The organism is Streptomyces lycii (genome assembly GCF_009735685.1).
GTDB lineage: Bacteria > Actinomycetota > Actinomycetes > Streptomycetales > Streptomycetaceae > Streptomyces > Streptomyces lycii.
This window is the reverse complement of record NZ_WHPN01000265.1, coordinates 1-17,288: the sequence shown is the minus strand read 5'-3', so window position 1 is coordinate 17,288 and position 17,288 is coordinate 1. Positions and strand designations below refer to the sequence as shown.

Here is a 17,288-nt window from a genome sequence, read left to right as displayed (position 1 = left end):
ATCTGGCGTTGACTTTTGGCACGCTGTTGAGTTCTCAAAGAACGGACGCTTCCTTCGAACCCGTCTCCGGGCCCTCCGGGCGCTTCCCTTCGGTGTTCCCAACCTTACCAGACGCTTTCCGTTCCGTTTCCGGTCCGAATTACTTCCGGTGGCCCGTTGGAAGGCCTTTGCCTTTCGGCTGATCCGACTTTAACAGATTTCTCCGGGCCGGATTTCCATCCCTGCTCGGGGAGCCTTCAGGACGCACGGCGTCCCGGTGTCCTCGATCAGGTGGAGCCGTAAACCTAGCGGACGGCCCGTCAGACCTCGACCACGACCGGGAGGATCATCGGGCGTCGGCGGTAGCTGTCGGACACCCACTTGCCCACGGACCTCCGGATCAGCTGCTGGAGCTGGTGGGCCTCCATGATGCCGTCCGAGGCCGACTTGGCCAGGGCCTCCTCGATCTTCGGGACGACCGCGGAGAACGCGGAGTCCTCGATTCCCGATCCCCGGGCCTGGATGTGCGGACCGCCAACGATTTTTCCGGTGCTGCTGTCCACGACCACGAAGACGGAGATGATCCCCTCGTCGCCGAGGATGCGGCGGTCCTTGAGGGCCGGTTCCTTGACGTCGCCGACGGACAGCCCGTCTACGTACACGTAACCGGCCTGGACCTTGCCCACGATCTTGGCGATGCCGTCGACGAGGTCGACCACGACACCGTCCTCGGCGATCACGACCCGGTCCTGTAGCACTCCGGTGAGGGCGCCGAGCTCCGCGTTGGCCCGCAGGTGCCGCCATTCGCCGTGTACGGGCATCAGGTTGCGGGGCTTGCAGATGTTGTAGAAGTACAGCAGTTCACCGGCCGAGGCGTGTCCGGACACGTGCACCTTGGCGTTGCCCTTGTGCACCACGTTGGCGCCCCACCGGGTCAGCCCGTTGATCACGCGGTACACCGCGTTCTCGTTGCCCGGGATGAGGGAGGACGCGAGGATCACGGTGTCGCCCTGGACGATCCGGATCTGGTGGTCCCGGTTGGCCATCCGGGACAGCGCCGCCATCGGCTCGCCCTGCGACCCGGTGCACACGAGGACGACCTCGTGGTCCGGCAGGTCGTCGAGCGTCTTCACGTCCACGACGAGCCCGGCCGGCACCCGGAGATAGCCGAGGTCCCGGGCGATGCCCATGTTGCGGACCATGGAACGGCCGACGAAGGCGACCCTGCGGCCGTATTCGTGGGCGGCGTCCAGGATTTGCTGGATGCGGTGCACGTGGCTGGCGAAGCTCGCCACGATGATCCGCTTCTGCGCGCTGCCGAAGACCTGGCGCAGCACGTTGGAGATGTCCCGCTCCGGCGGTACGAAGCCGGGGACCTCGGCGTTGGTGGAGTCGGAGAGCAGCAGGTCGATGCCCTCCGTGCCGAGCCGCGCGAAGGCGGGCAGGTCGGTGAGCCTGCGGTCCAGCGGCAGCTGGTCCATCTTGAAGTCGCCGGTGTGCACGACCATGCCGGCCGGGGTGCGGATGGCGACGGCCAGGGCGTCCGGGATGGAGTGGTTGACCGCGACGAATTCGCAGTCGAACGGGCCGATGCGTTCGCGGTGCCCTTCGGTGACCTCGAGGGTGTAGGGCCGGATCCGGTGCTCCTGGAGCTTGGCCTCGATCAGCGCGAGGGTCAGCTTGGAGCCGATCAGCGGGATGTCCGGCTTCTCGCGGAGCAGGTAGGGGACGCCGCCGATGTGGTCCTCGTGCCCGTGCGTGAGCACGATGCCGTCGATGTCGTCGAGGCGGTCCCGGATGGACGTGAAGTCCGGAAGGATCAGGTCGACTCCGGGCTGCTCCTCCTCGGGGAAGAGCACTCCGCAGTCGACGATCAGCAGGCGTCCGCCGTACTCGAAGACCGTCATGTTGCGGCCGATCTCGCCGAGGCCGCCGAGCGGGGTGACGCGCAGGCCGCCCTTGGGAAGCTTCGGCGGGGAGCCGAGCTCGGGATGCGGATGACTCAAAAGACTCTCCTCACCACGCGCCGCCGCTCCCCCGGCGGGTCGTTCCCGGCCGCCGCGCGGGCGGACCGGGGCATGGCCGGGGGAAGTGGCGCGCGTGACATTCGTGCACGTGCAGTTGTTTGCCGGTATGGAGTTGTGAAGTCCGTTGATCTAAAGCTGTACCCCGCCGGCTGCCAGATCGCGCCTGAGCTGCTCGGTCTCCTCCGCGGACAGCTCGACGAGCGGCAGCCGGAGCGGACCGGCCGGCAGTCCCTGAGCCGTGAGCACGGCCTTGGTCGTGATGACGCCCTGGGTGCGGAACATCCCGGTGAAGACGGGCAGCAGCTTCTGGTGGATCTCGGTCGCCTTGGTGACGTCGCCGGAGAGGTGCGCGTCGATCAGGGCACGCAGGTCCGGGGTGACGACATGGCCGACGACGGAGACGAAGCCGACCGCGCCGACGGACAGCAGCGGCAGGTTCAGCATGTCGTCGCCGGAGTACCAGGCGAGACCGGAGCGGGCGAGGGCCCAGCTGGCACGGCCGAGGTCGCCCTTGGCGTCCTTGTTGGCGACGATCCGTGGGTGCTCGGCGAGCCGCACGATCGTTTCGGTGTTGATCGGGACGCCGCTGCGGCCGGGGATGTCGTACAGCATCACCGGGAGGTCCGTGGCGTCGGCGATGGCGCTGAAGTGCCGGTAGAGGCCCTCCTGCGGAGGCTTGCTGTAGTACGGGGTGACGGCGAGCAGGCCGTGGGCGCCCGCCTCGGCGGCGGCGCGGGCCAGCTCGACGCTGTGCCGGGTGTCGTTGGTGCTGGCTCCGGCGACGACATGGGCCCGGTCCCCGACGGCCTCCACCACGGCGCGCACGAGATCGGCTTTCTCCGCGTTGCTGGTGGTGGGGGACTCACCGGTGGTGCCGTTGACGACGAGGCCGTCATTGCCTGCGTCCACCAGATGGGCGGCGAGCCGCTGCGCGCCGTCGATGTCAAGAGTGCCGTCCGCGGTGAACGGCGTGACCATGGCGGTCAGGACCCGCCCGAACGGGGTCTGAGGAGTGGAGGTCGGAGCCATGGGTCCCACGCTACTCGTAGGCCGCGGTCAGCCGCTCCCTCGGGGGACCCACGAGATGGAACCCGGCACTGTCTGCTCGGGGGTTCAGACAGTGCCGGGTCCGTTTCTTCAGCGTAGAGGAACCCTATAAATCACCGCAATACGGACAGATCGCTCGGGGTAATCGAGGCGGCCGGGCGCGCCGGGGGTCTACGGGGCGACACGCCCGTTGGCGTTGAACGCCGCGTAGGTCAGCGGCATGAGCTTCGCCCATTCCGCCTCCATCCGCTCCCCCACCATCTCGATCTCGCGCTGCGGGAAGGAGGGCACGGACGCCTGCTCGTGCTGGGTGCGCAGGCCGAGGAAGTGCATCAGCGAGCGAGCGTTGCACGTGGCGTACATGGAGGAGAAGAGGCCGACCGGGAGGACGGAGCGGGCGACCTCGCGGGCGATCCCCGAGGCCAGCATCTCCTGGTACGCCTCGTACGCCTGGCGGTAGGACTCCTCCATCACGCGGCCGGTCACGGCCTGCTGCTCGGCGCTGCCGGGCACGAAGCGGTACCGGCCGGGACGGCCCTCCTGGACCAGCTTGCGGTCCTCACCCGGTACGTAGAAGACGGGCTGGAGCTCGCGATAGCGGCCGGACTCCTCGTTGTACGACCAGCCCACGCGGTGGCGCATGAACTCGCGGAAGACGAAGATCGGGGCGCTGATGAAGAAGGTCATCGAGTTGTGCTCGAACGGGCTGCCGTGCCGGTCCCGCATCAGGTAGTTGATCAGGCCCTTGGAGCGCTCGGGGTCCTTCTGGAGTTCTTCGAGCGACTGCTCCCCGGCGGTGGAGACCCGGGCGGCCCACAGCACGTCGGAGTCCGCGGCGCTGCACTTCACCAGCTCGACGGTCACATCGCTGCGGAAGCTCGGTTTGGCGCTCTCGGCGGGGGTGTCGGTCACCGGCGGATCCTTCCAATTGCCTCGCTGGGACGCGCCCAGCTTACGGCCCGGCACCGACAGCCCCGGGCCGCCACCGGGGCACGATCCGTGGACCTCGGGCACGGATGCGTCACGGCATGAGATTTTTTGCACACGACGGCAAAACCAGGCACTCTTGGGCAGGCACGGACGTTTCTCCTGTGTCAAGCGTTCAGTTTCGATCAGCGCCCTTCAGAGGCGCCGAGGAGTGCCCCGCATGTTCCGCCGGCGAGAGCCTGTCCCCTACGCCTTCGTCGCCGAAGCAGACCGCTTCCGCAGCAATGTCACCCCGCCGCCCCGGCCCCGTGCCGACGCAGGTCAGATCGCGCACCGCTGCCTGATCGCGCTGCTGGCCGTCGGCAGTCTCGCGGGGGCCGTGCTGCTCGGGGCGCCCGCGCTGGACGCGAACAACCCCGGGACCACGGCGACGCCGGTGACCGAGATCGCGGACGGCCGCTGAGGCCCGTACTCCGGGATCCGCGCCGCCCGAGGTGGTCGGGAGCACCTCCGGGTCGATAATCTCACCGGGCACAGCCCCTTCGAGCGTGCAGACGAGTGAGGACCAGTCGTGCCCCTGACCTTTCTGACGGCCGACCGCGCTTTCGACGAGGCGGACGACGACGTCTCACTGCCGCAGGACGACGTGAACCGCTGGCGCCGCCCCTACCGGCCGGGCCCCTGGCGGGTCGGGGCGGCGGCGCTGTTGCTGCTGCTCGCCTCGTACATGCTGTTCGCGGCCATGATCATCGCGTTCGCCGGAGCGCTTCCGGGGGCGGGCGCGTGCGCGGCCGCGGCGGCCGCTGTGATCACCTTCGCGCTGCGGGTGGTCCGGCTCGGCGCCTGGGTGAGCGCACAGGGGGTGCGCCGGGTGGGCCTCTTCAGCACCCGGACGCTGCCCTGGCAGCGGGTGCAGGAGGTGCGCACCGCCCAGCAGCCCGTGAAGTGGCTGGGGCTGCCCCGCACCGTGCAGGGCGAGGCACTGCTGGCCTTCCCGGTCTCCGGTGAGCCGCTGCGTCCGCTGATCAGCGACCACAACGCCGATTTCCTCGGCCGGCCGGACGCCTTCGACACCGCCGCGGACGCCGTCGAGGCATGGGCCGCCGAATACCGCCGGTGACGCCGGGGCGGCGCGACGCGTGAGACGGATGGTGTAAGGGGCGCTCGCCAAAGCGAGCGCCCCTTACACGGCGCATGGTGTGCGCCCACTGAATGCGTCGTGCCGCAGCGGGCTGCCGGCTCGGGCCCGTGCCGCCGGCTCACGCCCGTACCGGGGCCGCCGGCCCGGGCTCAGGCCCGTACCGGTTTTCCGTCGTGCAACGCGATGGCCCGCTGCATCGCCTTGCGGGCGCGCGGCGTGTCCCCCGCGTCGCGGTAGGCGACCGCCAGCCGGAACCACACGCGCCAGTCCCCGGGCGCGTCCTCCGCCTCGGCCTTGCGCCGGGTGAAGACGGCGTCGGCCGAGTCGCGGTCGACCCGGCCGCTGGGATGCCGGACCAGTTCGTCGACGGGGAGGCCGCCCTCGGCCTCCAGCTCCGCCGCCAGCCGGTTCGCGTCCCGTGCGAACTGCGTCGTCCGCCACAGGAACCAGACCCCGATCAACGGCATGACCAGCACGGACAGCCCGAGTCCGACGGTCACCGGGGTGCCCTGGCCGATCAGCGCGACCCCGCGGCCGCCGACCAGCACGAAGTAGACGACCAGGACGGCCGCCAGCACGCAGTAGGTGATCCTGTCGCGCACGCCGTCAGCCCAGGTCGAGGAAGTGCTCGAGCCCGAACGTCAGACCCGGTGCGGAGCCGACCCGGCGCACGCCCAGCAGGATGCCGGGCATGAAGCTGCTGTGGTGCAGCGAGTCGTGCCGGACGGTGAGCGTCTCCCCCGTGCCGCCGAACAGCACCTCCTGGTGCGCCAGCAGCCCGCGCAGCCGTACGGAGTGCACCGGTACGCCGTCCACGTCGGCGCCCCGCGCGCCGTCGAGCGCGGTGCTGGTGGCGTCCGGCTGCGGGCCGGCCCCGGCCTCGCGCCGGGCGGCGGCGACGAGCTGCGCGGTGCGGGTCGCCGTGCCCGAGGGGGCGTCCGCCTTGTTCGGGTGGTGCAGCTCGACGACCTCGACGGACTCGAAGAAGCGTGCGGCCTGCTGGGCGAAGGCCATGGTGAGCACGGCGCCGATCGAGAAGTTCGGGGCGATCAGCACGCCGGTGCCGGGCGAGTCCGCGAGCGCGCCGCGTACCGTATCCAGCCGCTCGTCGGTCCATCCCGTGGTGCCGACGACACCGTGGATCCCGTTGCGGATCAGGAAGTCCAGGTTGCCCATGACCGCGTCGGGGTGGGTCAGGTCGACCGCGACCTGGGCGCCCGCCCCGGTCAGGGCCGCCAGCTCGTCGTCGCGGTCCAGTGCGGCGACGAGTTCCAGGTCGTCCGCCGCCCCGACCGCGCGTACGGCCTCGGACCCGATGCGCCCGTGGGCGCCCAGGACAGCCACTCGGAGCTTGCTGCTCATGGGGATTTCCTCACTTCTTCCGTGTGCCGGACGGCTTCCGCGGGCCGTCAGGCCACCGCTTCGTGCAGTCGGGCCGCCTGCTTGTCCTTCAGCGGGCCGATGACGGACAGCGACGGCCGCTGTCCCAGTACATCGCGGGCCACCGCGCGGACCTCGTCCGGGGTGACCGCCGTGATGTTGGCGAGCATGTCGTCGACCGACATCTGCTCACCCCAGCACAGTTCCCCCTTGCCGATGCGGTTCATCAGCGCGCCCGTGTCCTCCAGGCCGAGCACCGCGCCGCCGGACAGCTGCCCGGCGGCGCGGCGCATCTCCTCGTCGGTCAGCCCGTGCTCGGCGACCTGCTCCAGCTCGTCGCGGCAGATCTTCAGCACGTCGTGGACCTGGGCCGGGCGGCAGCCCGCGTAGACGCCGAAGAGACCGCAGTCGGCGTAGCCCGAGGTGTAGCTGTAGACCGAGTAGGCCAGACCGCGCTTCTCCCGGACCTCCTGGAAGAGGCGGGAACTCATGCCGCCGCCCAGGGCCGCGCTCAGCACGCCCATGGCCCAGCGCCGGTCGTCGGTGCGGGCGAGCCCGGGCATCCCGAGGATGACGTGGGCCTGCTCGGTGCGCCGGTCGACGAGGTCGACCTTTCCGGCGGTACGGATCGCACGCCGGCCGGCCCGCGGCGCGAGCGGGAGCGCGTCCTGCCGGGACAGGGCTCCGGCCCGGTCGAAGGCCGCGTGCACCTGCTCGACGACCTCGGCGTGGTCGACGTTGCCTGCGGCGGCCACGACCAGGTGGGTGGGGTCGTAGTGCTTCTTGTAGAAGCGGGCGACACGGTCGCGGGTCAGGCCCTGGACCGTCTCGACCGTTCCGAGTACCGGGCGGCCCAGCGGGCTGTTCCCGAGCATGGTCTCCGCGAACAGGTCGTGCACGCAGTCGCCCGGGTCGTCCTCCGTCATCGCGATCTCCTCGAGGATGACGCCGCGCTCGGCCTCCACCTCCGACGCCTCGATCAGCGAGCCGGTCAGCATGTCGGACAGCACGTCGATGGCGAGGGGGAGGTCCGTGTCGAGCACCCGCGCGTAATAGCAGGTGTACTCCTTGGCGGTGAAGGCGTTCATCTCGCCGCCGACGGCGTCGAGGGCCGCCGAGATCTCCAGGGCGCTGCGCCGCTTCGTGCCCTTGAACAGCAGATGCTCCAGATAGTGCGTCGCACCGTTCAGGGCCGGGGTCTCGTCCCGGGAGCCGACGTGCGCCCAGATGCCGAAGGTGACGGAGCGGACCGTCGGCAGGGTCTCGGTGACCACCCGCAGGCCGCCGGGGAGGATGGTCCGGCGGACGGTGCCTATGCCGTTCTCACCGGTGAGCAGGGTTTCGGTACGGGCGACGGCCCGCTCCTCCGAGGAGGTGCGGGCCGTCGCGCCGTTCGTGCCGGAGGTCACTTGGCGGCGTCGTCCTTCGACTGCGGCTCGGCCTCGGGCTCGGCGGCGTCGCCGCTCTCCTCGTCCTCCATGACGGGGATCAGCGAGAGCTTGCCGCGCTGGTCGATCTCGGCGATCTCCACCTGCACCTTGGCCCCGACCTTGAGCACGTCCTCGACGTTCTCCACGCGCTTGCCGCCGGCGAGCTTGCGGATCTGCGAGATGTGCAGCAGGCCGTCCTTGCCGGGCATCAGCGAGACGAAGGCACCGAAGGTGGTGGTCTTCACGACCGTGCCCAGGTAGCGCTCGCCGACCTCGGGCATCGTCGGGTTGGCGATGCCGTTGATCGTGGCGCGCGCGGCCTCGGCGGCCGGGCCGTCGGAGGCACCGATGTAGATGGTGCCGTCGTCCTCGATGGTGATGTCGGCGCCGGTGTCCTCCTGGATCTGGTTGATCATCTTGCCCTTGGGGCCGATGACCTCACCGATCTTGTCCACCGGGATCTTGACGGTGATGATCCGCGGGGCGTTCGGGGACATCTCGTCGGGGACGTCGATGGCCTCGTTCATCACGTCGAGGATGTGCAGCCGGGCGTCCCGGGCCTGCTTGAGGGCCGCGGCCAGCACGGAGGCCGGGATGCCGTCCAGCTTGGTGTCCAGCTGGAGGGCGGTCACGAACTGCTTCGTGCCGGCGACCTTGAAGTCCATGTCGCCGAACGCGTCCTCGGCGCCGAGGATGTCGGTCAGCGCGACATAGTGCGTCTCGCCGCCGATCTCCTCGGAGATGAGGCCCATGGCGATGCCCGCGACCGGCGCCTTCAGCGGCACACCGGCGTTGAGCAGCGACATCGTGGACGCGCAGACCGAGCCCATCGAGGTCGAGCCGTTCGAGCCGAGCGCCTCGGAGACCTGGCGGATGGCGTACGGGAACTCCTCGCGGGTCGGCAGGACCGGCAGGATGGCGCGCTCGGCGAGCGCCCCGTGGCCGATCTCGCGGCGCTTGGGCGAGCCCACGCGGCCGGTCTCACCGACGGAGTACGGCGGGAAGTTGTAGTTGTGCATGTAGCGCTTGCGCGTCTCGGGCGCCAGCGTGTCCAGCTGCTGCTCCATGCGGAGCATGTTCAGCGTGGTGACACCCAGGATCTGGGTCTCGCCGCGCTCGAACAGCGCCGAACCGTGCACCCGCGGGATCGCCTCGACCTCGGCGGCGAGCGTACGGATGTCCGTGACGCCGCGGCCGTCGATGCGGACCTTGTCCTTGATGACGCGCTCACGGACCAGGGCCTTGGTCAGCGAGCGGTAGGCCGCGGAGATCTCCTTCTCGCGGCCCTCGAACTGCGGCAGCAGCTTCTCGGCGGCCAGCGCCTTCACGCGGTCCAGCTCGGCCTCGCGGTCCTGCTTGCCGGCGATGGTCAGCGCCTGCGACAGCTCGTCGCGGACGGCGTTGGTCAGCGCCTCCAGGACGTCGTCCTGGTAGTCCAGGAAGATCGGGAACTCACCGGTCGGCTTGGCGGCCTTCGCGGCGAGGTCCGACTGGGCCTTGCAGAGCACCTTGATGAAGGGCTTCGCGGCCTCGAGACCGGCGGCGACGACCTCCTCGGTCGGCGCCTCGGCGCCGTCCTTGACCAGCTGGACGGTCTTCGTCGTGGCCTCGGCCTCGACCATCATGATCGCGACGTCGCCGTCCTCCAGGACACGGCCGGCGACGACCATGTCGAAGACGGCGTCCTCGAGCTCGGTGTGGGTGGGGAAGGCCACCCACTGGCCCTTGATCAGGGCGACGCGGGTGCCGCCCACGGGGCCGGAGAAGGGCAGGCCGGCCAGCTGCGTGGAGCAGGAGGCGGCGTTGATCGCGACCACGTCGTAGAGGTGGTCGGGGTTGAGCGCCATGATCGTCTCGACGATCTGGATCTCGTTCCGCAGGCCCTTTTTGAAGGACGGGCGCAGCGGGCGGTCGATCAGCCGGCAGGTGAGGATCGCGTCCTCGGACGGGCGGCCCTCACGGCGGAAGAACGAACCGGGGATGCGCCCGGCGGCGTACATCCGCTCCTCGACGTCCACCGTCAGGGGGAAGAAGTCGAGCTGGTCCTTGGGGTTCTTCGAAGCGCTGGTGGCCGACAGCACCATGGTGTCGTCGTCCAGGTAGGCCACGGCGGAGCCGGCGGCCTGACGGGCGAGCCGGCCCGTCTCGAAACGGATGGTGCGAGTGCCGAAGGATCCGTTGTCAATGACGGCTTCGGCGTAGTGGGTCTCGTTCTCCACCAGGGAAATCTCCTCGTCTGCGTCCCCTGCCCGTGTGGCGGGGGACGATGGTGGCGGAGCTCCCGGGCCGCTCGCTCCGGTCGGCCGGGCCGGTCTTCGATCGAAGCCTCCGGAAGCCTGCTTCCGGCGGCCACTACCGAGGACCGGCGCCTGCGGCGGCGGTGCGGCGGGTGGGTGCTCCCCCTCATCGTTGCGTTGTGCTGTTGTTCCGATGTACGACCAGACTACAAAGCTTCGGCCGCCGTCACACGACAGGCGAAGATCCGGTCCGTGCCGTCCGTGCCGCCCGGGTCGTCCGGACACCGGCGCGGCACATACGCGAAGGGAGCGGCCCCCGGTGACGGGGAACCGCTCCCTGCACGGCGTCCTACCTCGCGCCCGCCGCACCGCGGCGGATGCCCAGGCGCTCCACGAGCGCACGGAAGCGCGTGATGTCCTTCTTCGCCAGGTACTGCAGCAGCCGGCGGCGCTGACCGACCAGGAGCAGCAGACCACGGCGGGAGTGGTGGTCGTGCTTGTGGGTCTTCAGGTGCTCGGTCAGGTCCGAGATGCGGCGGGAGAGCAGCGCGACCTGGACCTCGGGGGAACCGGTGTCACCCTCCTTGGTGGCGAACTCGGACATGATCTGCTTCTTCGTAGCGGCGTCGAGCGACACGCGGTACTCCTCGGTTCTTCGTTTCGGCCACCGAGTGCCCCTGGTCTGATTCACAGGGGAGCTTCCACAACTCGGGAGGCGGGGCGCGCTGGGCGCTGTTCCCAGGGTTTCGACTCCGGGAACGCGTACACGAACGGCCGTCACTCACACTACCAGCCCGGCGCCACCGTCCCGACCGCCCGCCGGAGTCGCCGGCCGGCCCGCCGGGGCAGCGCAGCGTGACCGTACCGCCACACCCGGGTGCCGGTGTGCCAGTAGGATCCCGGGTGCGGAAGGCTGCCGCCCCGGGCGCGGGTGACCCGGGCCGGGTGGCGGGGCGGGTCCGCCGTTGCCGGTGTGGGAGGCGTGGAAGGGAAGCGGAACTGATGGCTGATGCGCAGGAGAAGGAAGAGCTGTACGCGCTCGACATCTCCGATGTCGAGTGGCTCAGCGCGCCCGGTGGCGAGTCCGAGGACCGGGTGGAGATCGCCTACCTGCCGGGTGGGGCCGTCGCCATGCGGTCGTCGGCCGATCCCGAGACCGTGCTGCGGTACACGGAGGGCGAGTGGCGGGCGTTCGTGCTGGGGGCCCGGGACGGGGAGTTCGACCTGCACTGACGGGACGCGCGCGCAAGACACGCGAGACACGCGAGACACGCGAGAGGGGCCCGTTCCCCGGAACGGGCCCCTCTCGTCGTTCTCGCCGTTCTTGCCGTTCTTGCCGTTCCCCGGGAACACGCCGTCCGCCCGCCGGGTTTCCGGCGTACGGACGGCGTGCGGCGTGCGGCGTGCGGCGTGCGGCGTGCGGCGTGCGGCGTGCGGCGTGCGGCGTGCGGCGTGCGGGAGGGGCCTACCGCGCCCCGCGGCCGGGATCCCGGTGCGCCCGGGGGCCGGTCACTTGTCGCCGTACACCAGCATCAGCCGTTCCACGCCACCGGACGAGGTGCCCGTGACCCGGTCCGAGGCGATGAAGAACCTGCCGTCCACATAGGCGAGACGGGAGGAGTAGAAGCCGTTCTCCGCCTCTGCCGCCGCCGCCGGGTTCTTCATCAGGGACTTGGGGGTGCCGCCCTTCGGGCCGATGGAGAGGATCTCGCCGCCCTTGTCGTACGACGGCTCGCGGTACGCGATCAGGTTGCCGCCGTCGACGCCCAGCGGCAGCAGGGTCGTGTTCTCGCCCGCGGACGACTTCCACTTCCGCTTGCCGCTGTCGAGGTCGAAGGCGTGGACCTCGCTGGTCCGGCCGTAGCCCTCGGACGCCTCCTTCGGCTCCGTGGGGATGAAGAAGGTGTCGGCCGTGGCCGCGACGCCCTGGCAGGCGTCGAGCTCCTCGGACATGATCTGCATGCCGCAGCGGGGCTGGTAGGTGTCCTTGCCGAGGTCGAGGGTCGCGCGGACCTTGCCGTTCTCGATCGCGTGGATGCCGCCCGACTTGTTGTCCTCGTCGGAGAGGGAGATCACCACGGGGTCGGTCGAGAACACGTTGTTGATGTTGTAGCCCTTGGGGGCCTTGAAGGTCCACTCGACCTTGCGGGTGTCCGGGTCCAGCTTCTGCAGCTGCCCGCCCGCGGTGCAGGACAGCGCGCGCAGCAGGTACGGGCCGCCCGCGAAGCCGCCGGCGGTGCAGCCGCTGACCCGGTCGCCCTTCGGCAGTTCCTTGCCGTCGCCGACCCGGAACATCGCGGAGCCGCCGAACCAGCCCGCGGCCACCGTGTCACCGGAGATCGCCAGGGCCGTGCCGATGAAGCCGCTGCCGAAGCCGCCGCCGTCGGGCATCGGCTTGTTCCACTGCTTCTTGCCGGTGGTGAGGTCGACCATCGCCAGATGGCTGCACTCGTCCTTCTTCTCGCCCTCGTAGGCGACGACGATCTTGTTGTCGGCGGTGGCGTTCTTCGGGGCGGCGCAGATCGTGCCGTCCACGGAGACCGACCACTCCTCCTTGCCGTCCGCCACGTCGTACGCCGTGACGGTTTCGAGCGCGGCCTTGACCGCGAGCCCGTCCGTGATCCACAGCCCCGGTGAGTCCACGCCGGACTTGGGCACGTCGGGCGCCTGCTTCTGCCACAGCACCGTCGACTCGTCGCCGCCGCCGACGCCGGTGAGGCCGTCGTCGGTGCCCGGGCGTCCGCCCGCCTCGCCGTCGGAGCCGCCCCCGGCGTCGCGCTCGTTCTCCGCGCCGCCCTTGTCGTCGTCCGGCCGCGCCTCGGCGCTCTTCCCTGCCTCGGGCTTCTTCTCCTCGTCGCCCCCGGACACCGCCCACACACCGCCGCCGATCGCGAGGACGACCGCGACCGCGGTGCCGATGACGACGGCGGTGCGCTTGTTGTTGCGGCCGGAGGGCGGCGGGGTGAGCGGGCCGTACGGTCCGTACGGCGGTGTCGGCCCGCCGTACGGCCCCGGCTGCGGGGCGCCCGGATACCCGGGGTGAGCGCCCGGGTGTCCCGGCTGCGGGGCACCGAACCCGCCCTGCGGCGGCGGGGGTGTCTGCGGCGGCGGGGGTGCCTGGGGCGGCCCGGGCGGCGGGGGCGGCGGGTTGAACGACGGTTCCTGCGGTGCTCCGAAGCCGCCCTGCGGGGGTTGGTTCGGGGGCTGGTTCGGGGGCGGGCCGGGCGGCTGCGGAGGCTGAGACATCGATCGTTCCCTCGTTGTGTGCTGCGCACGGCCGCGGGGCCGTGGCGCGAAAAAGTCGTCCGATGGTGGCAGTGCGGGTGGGCTAGCGGGAAGTCAGACGGAGGAACTCGTCCATCGGGATGGTCCGTTGCTTCGGCGGCATGGTCACGGACACCTCCTTCCCGAAGGAGTCGTAGGTCGCGGAGCTGGTCCGCCCGTCTCTGGTGGACTCCAGCCGGAGGATGTACGGTTCCCCGTCCGCGGCGACGTGGTAGACGTCCTCGCTCCCGGCGCCCTTGACGACGATCGCGGTGGTGTCCCGCCCGCCGACCCTCCGGCCGGCGTCCGGGTCGACGGTGCCGGTCTCCGCGATCTTGTAGAAGGCCTCGCAGTCCAGACCCATCTGCTCGGTCTCGACATAGGTCTTCGCGAGACCGGAGGGGACCGAGACCTTCTGGCCGGACTGCTCGAGCGCGGCGGCGAGCGTGGGGGCGCTCATATAGCTCTCGTCATCGGTGCAGAACATCTCCCCCCGCTTCCCGTCCTCGGACGTCCCTTCGGCCCGGAGCCCCTTCTCGGGGTCGAACCAGATCTCCTGCGTTCCGCCGCCGAGGGCGGTCGTGGTGCCCGAGGAGTGGAAGGACGTGCCGCTCATCGTCCGGTTGACCTTATCGATGAGAGCGGCGGCATCCGTTCCCGCCTTCTTCGAAGGGGTGTCGTCCGCGCCGGATCCACCGCCTCCGCAGGCGGTGACGACGGCGGCCAGGGTCGCGCCGCACAGAGCTGTCCGGAGATTCCTTGCGGGGATTCTCATGAGCATCCTCGTCCGTGGGTCGGCGGCTCCGCGGTCAACGGAGCCCGGGTAATCGGGTGCCGCGCCGGCCCGCGTGGTCGCGGGCGGCCGCGTGGGGGCTTTCGACGGCGCGCGACGGGGGCGCGGCCGGGGACAGATCCCGGGTCGGGGGCAGCGGCACGGGCCGGGGCAGGGCCGGGGTCACGGTGCGCGTCAGAGCCCGGGCCGGCGCCCGGGTCAGAGCCGGGGTCGGGGTCGGGGCCGGGACGACGGTCGCGCTCGCCGGCCGGGCGTAAGCGTGGCGGCGGGCGCGGACGTGGGGGCGGGCGTCCGCGCGGGAGGGGGCGCACGCCCGGGAGGAGGCGCGAGCGTGAAAGGGGGTGTACGTACGGAAGGTGGCGCACGGCTGGAAGCGGGTGCACGTGGCGAAGTCGTCGCGCCGGGACAGCATGAGTCGCGGTGCCTCCCCCCCCGTGGCCGGGCGCCCCTGGCCGGGCGCCTGCGTCGGACCGGCTCCCCACTATGCCGCCTGGCGGCCTGTACGTCCCGTGCGGGTAGGGTTACATACGGTCAATTCTCGGCCGGCCAGGACGTGTCGGGCATCAACGGGGAGCACGGCGGCGCACGTCGGACGTCAATGGGGAGCACGTCGGCATGCGCCGGACGTCAACGGGGAAGCGCGCCGGTACGCGGATGACCCCCGTCCGGTCAACTCTCCGCCGCGCCGTAGTCCTGTCGCGCTACGGCGGCAACGGCCGGTGCGGAGTCCCGGTTCCCGGTGCCGTCCGGAGGCCCGGTGGATGAAGACATGGCAACATGGCGGGAGTTGACCGATCCGGGGCGTTTTCGACCGTAGTGACCTTGACGTCTGACAAGGTTTTGGGCAGTAAGTGACGTACGGGACATGTTCCGCGGCGGACTGCCCTGCCCGGCCGGGGCTCCCGGTGATTAGGCTTGACCCGGGCGCGGTGGCCGGACTCCAGGGTCGGCCGCGGCGCAGCACGGGGGATGGCCGAGCGGCCGGCCGGTGGAAGCGGTCGCCCCCCGACGACAAGCGGCATGGGTGCAGCACCACACCAGGAGGCATTGTGAGCAGCGATCGGGACGAGATCCGCGCGGGCGGAACCACACCCGGCGAGGACCCGTCCGACGCGGAGCACGAGCACACGGGCGAGTTCACCATCGACTACACCCCGCCGGCCTGGTACACGCAGAACTCCCCCGGCCCGTCGGCGGGCGGAGCCCCGGGCGGCGGTCCGAACGGGGCCGCGCCCGGTGCCGTGCCCCCGGGGCCGGGAGCACCTCCGCCGACCGGCGCCCCGCTGGCCGTGCCGGGGCTGCCCGAGGGCAGCGGGTTCGAGCCCGCGACACCACAGGCACCGCCGCGGAATCCCGCCTACGAGGATGACGCCGGGGACGAGACCCCGGAGAGCAACGGAGCGCGCGGGACGACGGCTCCGTCCGATTTCCTCACCTCGACCGGCTCGTTCGCGCCTCCGGCGTTCCCCTCCGTACCCCCGGCCCCGGCGCCCGACGCCGGAGCGGCACCGGCACGGCCGGGAGAGCAGACCGACGCGGAGCCGGAGAGCCGGCCCGGCACGGCCGGCGGCACCGCTGCCGACAGCGGCCCAGCGGGCGCCGGAGAACCGGGCGGCACCGGGGACGGTGACCTCGTCGGCGGGGCCACGATGCGCATCTCCAGTGCCGCGCTGCGCCGCGAGATCGCGGAGCGTTCGGGGACCGCCGAGTCCGCCGGCGGCGCGGACGGTGACGGCGCCGGTGTCGCCGCGCCGTCCTCTCCGGAGTCGTCGCCCGCTCCGGAGTCGTCGTTCTCCGGGTCGTCGCTCCCCGAGTCCCCTGCGCCGGGGGGCTCTTCGTCCGTTTCGCCCTCGTCGGGTACGTCCGCCGGGGAGGACTCCGCGAGCGAGTCCGCCAACGACTGGGACCCGTGGGCCGACTCCGCGGAGGACGAGACCGCCGCCGCGGCGGACGCCGCCGCCCCGGACACCGCCGCGGGCCGCGCCGGGGTGTCCGGCGGTCCGGGCGATGCCGCCGGTGCCGACGCCCCTGCCGCGGGTGACCGGGCGGCCGGTGACCAGGACGAGTGGGACCCCTGGGCCGACGATGCGGACCGTGACGCGTCCGCCGGTACGGTCCCCGGGGACGACGCCGAGCCCGCCGGCGCCCGGCCGGAGACCGGCGCTTCCGGGGACGAGCCCCGGGACGCCGTTCCGGAGGACGCCGCGCCGTCCCACGACACCGACACCGACACCGCCGACGCCCCGGACTCCGCCGCGTCCGGCGGTCGCGACGCTTCCGACGCCGACAACTCCAAGGACGCAGAGGACTCCGAGGACTTCATGCTTGCCGCGTCGGGGACGGCGGAACCCGAGGACGCCGTACCGTCCGCCGACGCGCCCGGGGGTGCCGGTCCCCAGGACGCCCCGTTCTCCGTCCCCGAGCCGCGGGACGCCACGCCACAGGACGCGCCGCCCGCCGTGCAGCCGCCCCCGGACCGGGCGCCCCAGGACGCTCCGGCGGGGCCCGAGCGGCCAGGCGCCGAGGTGGAGGACGACACCGAGGTGGAGGACGCCGTACCGGCACAGACCGCCGCCGGTGCCGGGGCGGAGCCGGCGGACGACGTACCCGGCGACTCCGCTGCCGCGGACACTCCCGGCCCGCAGGACGCGCCGCCCGCCGGGTGGCCGGCGTCGCCGTCCGCGCTGCCGCCGCTCCCGCCCTCGTTCCAGGCCGCCGGGTCGCCGCAGGCTCCGACCGGTGCCGGTGGCGGGCAGCAGACGCCCGCCGGGCCGGCCGACGCGCGGCAGCCGACGCCGCAGGCTTCCGCCGGTACGCCCGAACCCCCCGCGCAGGAGCCCCTCTACCGCTTCCCGCCCGCCGAGTCCGGGCCCGTGCCCGGGCAGCGCGCGGACGCTCCGGGCACGCCGCGGCAGACGGCAGCGGACGCCCGCGCCGGTTACGGCCATCCCCAGCAGGGCGCCCCGGACGGGCAGCCGGGCACGCCCGGTGCCGGGCAGCAGGGTTACGGCTATCCGCAGCAGGGCGCGCCGACGGCTCCGCCCGCCGCGCAGCCCGGGTACG

14 protein-coding genes are annotated in these 17,288 nt (G+C 71.7%); 4 read left to right on the top strand and 10 right to left on the bottom strand.

Annotation, left to right across the window (positions count from 1 at the left end; translation table 11 throughout):
- Positions 1–299: 299 nt before the first annotated feature.
- The 3 genes from GCU69_RS12590 to thyX all read right to left on the bottom strand — a co-directional run bounded on the left by GCU69_RS12590 (position 300) and on the right by thyX (position 3,965).
- Complete coding sequence (locus tag GCU69_RS12590) at positions 300–1,985, bottom strand: ribonuclease J (RefSeq protein WP_156206068.1); 1,686 nt, start codon at positions 1,983–1,985, stop codon at positions 300–302.
- A gap of 150 nt (positions 1,986–2,135) precedes the next feature.
- Positions 2,136–3,035, bottom strand: coding sequence for a 4-hydroxy-tetrahydrodipicolinate synthase (gene dapA, locus GCU69_RS12585; protein WP_098749865.1), 900 nt, complete (start codon positions 3,033–3,035; stop codon positions 2,136–2,138).
- A 189-nt stretch (positions 3,036–3,224) separates the two neighbouring features.
- Entirely contained in the window at positions 3,225–3,965 is a 741-nt protein-coding gene (gene thyX / locus GCU69_RS12580) for an FAD-dependent thymidylate synthase (RefSeq protein WP_098749864.1), read from the bottom strand.
- Positions 3,966–4,200: 235 nt separating this feature from the next.
- On the opposite strand from thyX, the gene GCU69_RS12575 reads away from it, so the two are divergent.
- Both GCU69_RS12575 and GCU69_RS12570 read left to right on the top strand, forming a co-directional pair.
- Positions 4,201–4,443 (top strand): hypothetical protein, encoded by a 243-nt coding sequence (locus GCU69_RS12575; protein ID WP_098749863.1) that lies wholly within the window; start codon positions 4,201–4,203, stop codon positions 4,441–4,443.
- A 108-nt stretch (positions 4,444–4,551) separates the two neighbouring features.
- Positions 4,552–5,100, top strand: a complete 549-nt coding sequence (locus GCU69_RS12570; protein WP_098749862.1) for a PH domain-containing protein — start codon at positions 4,552–4,554, stop codon at positions 5,098–5,100.
- Between the two features lie 170 nt (positions 5,101–5,270).
- Here the strand turns inward: GCU69_RS12570 and GCU69_RS12565 are convergent, their stop codons facing one another.
- The 5 genes from GCU69_RS12565 to rpsO form a co-directional block, all read right to left on the bottom strand.
- Positions 5,271–5,723 carry a tetratricopeptide repeat protein gene (locus tag GCU69_RS12565; RefSeq protein ID WP_098749861.1) on the bottom strand — a complete coding sequence of 151 codons (453 nt, stop codon included), beginning with the start codon at positions 5,721–5,723 and terminating at the stop codon, positions 5,271–5,273.
- Positions 5,724–5,727: 4 nt separating this feature from the next.
- Positions 5,728–6,483 (bottom strand): 4-hydroxy-tetrahydrodipicolinate reductase, encoded by a 756-nt coding sequence (dapB, locus tag GCU69_RS12560; RefSeq protein ID WP_098749860.1) that lies wholly within the window; start codon positions 6,481–6,483, stop codon positions 5,728–5,730.
- A gap of 47 nt (positions 6,484–6,530) precedes the next feature.
- Complete coding sequence (locus GCU69_RS12555; protein ID WP_156206067.1) at positions 6,531–7,910, bottom strand: M16 family metallopeptidase; 1,380 nt, start codon at positions 7,908–7,910, stop codon at positions 6,531–6,533.
- Positions 7,907–10,150: a polyribonucleotide nucleotidyltransferase gene (locus tag GCU69_RS12550; protein WP_156206066.1), complete on the bottom strand. Its 2,244-nt coding sequence runs from the start codon at positions 10,148–10,150 to the stop codon at positions 7,907–7,909. The genes GCU69_RS12555 and GCU69_RS12550 overlap by 4 nt, the downstream gene beginning before the upstream one ends.
- A gap of 367 nt (positions 10,151–10,517) precedes the next feature.
- On the bottom strand, positions 10,518–10,805 hold the full coding sequence (gene rpsO / locus GCU69_RS12545; protein WP_098749857.1) for a 30S ribosomal protein S15: 288 nt from the start codon (positions 10,803–10,805) through the stop codon (positions 10,518–10,520).
- A 365-nt stretch (positions 10,806–11,170) separates the two neighbouring features.
- Here rpsO and GCU69_RS12540 point away from each other — a divergent pair, with 365 nt between their 5' ends.
- On the top strand, positions 11,171–11,401 hold the full coding sequence (locus tag GCU69_RS12540; RefSeq protein ID WP_098749856.1) for a DUF397 domain-containing protein: 231 nt from the start codon (positions 11,171–11,173) through the stop codon (positions 11,399–11,401).
- A gap of 276 nt (positions 11,402–11,677) precedes the next feature.
- Here the strand turns inward: GCU69_RS12540 and GCU69_RS12530 are convergent, their stop codons facing one another.
- Together GCU69_RS12530 and GCU69_RS12525 are read right to left on the bottom strand one after the other, a co-directional pair.
- Complete coding sequence (locus tag GCU69_RS12530; protein WP_156206064.1) at positions 11,678–13,414, bottom strand: outer membrane protein assembly factor BamB family protein; 1,737 nt, start codon at positions 13,412–13,414, stop codon at positions 11,678–11,680.
- 82 nt (positions 13,415–13,496) lie between these two features.
- Positions 13,497–14,207, bottom strand: coding sequence for a hypothetical protein (locus GCU69_RS12525; protein WP_156206063.1), 711 nt, complete (start codon positions 14,205–14,207; stop codon positions 13,497–13,499).
- Between the two features lie 1,067 nt (positions 14,208–15,274).
- On the opposite strand from GCU69_RS12525, the gene GCU69_RS12520 reads away from it, so the two are divergent.
- Positions 15,275–17,288 (top strand): SCO5717 family growth-regulating ATPase (locus tag GCU69_RS12520; RefSeq protein WP_268969288.1); only part of this gene is annotated, 2,014 nt, incomplete at its 3' end.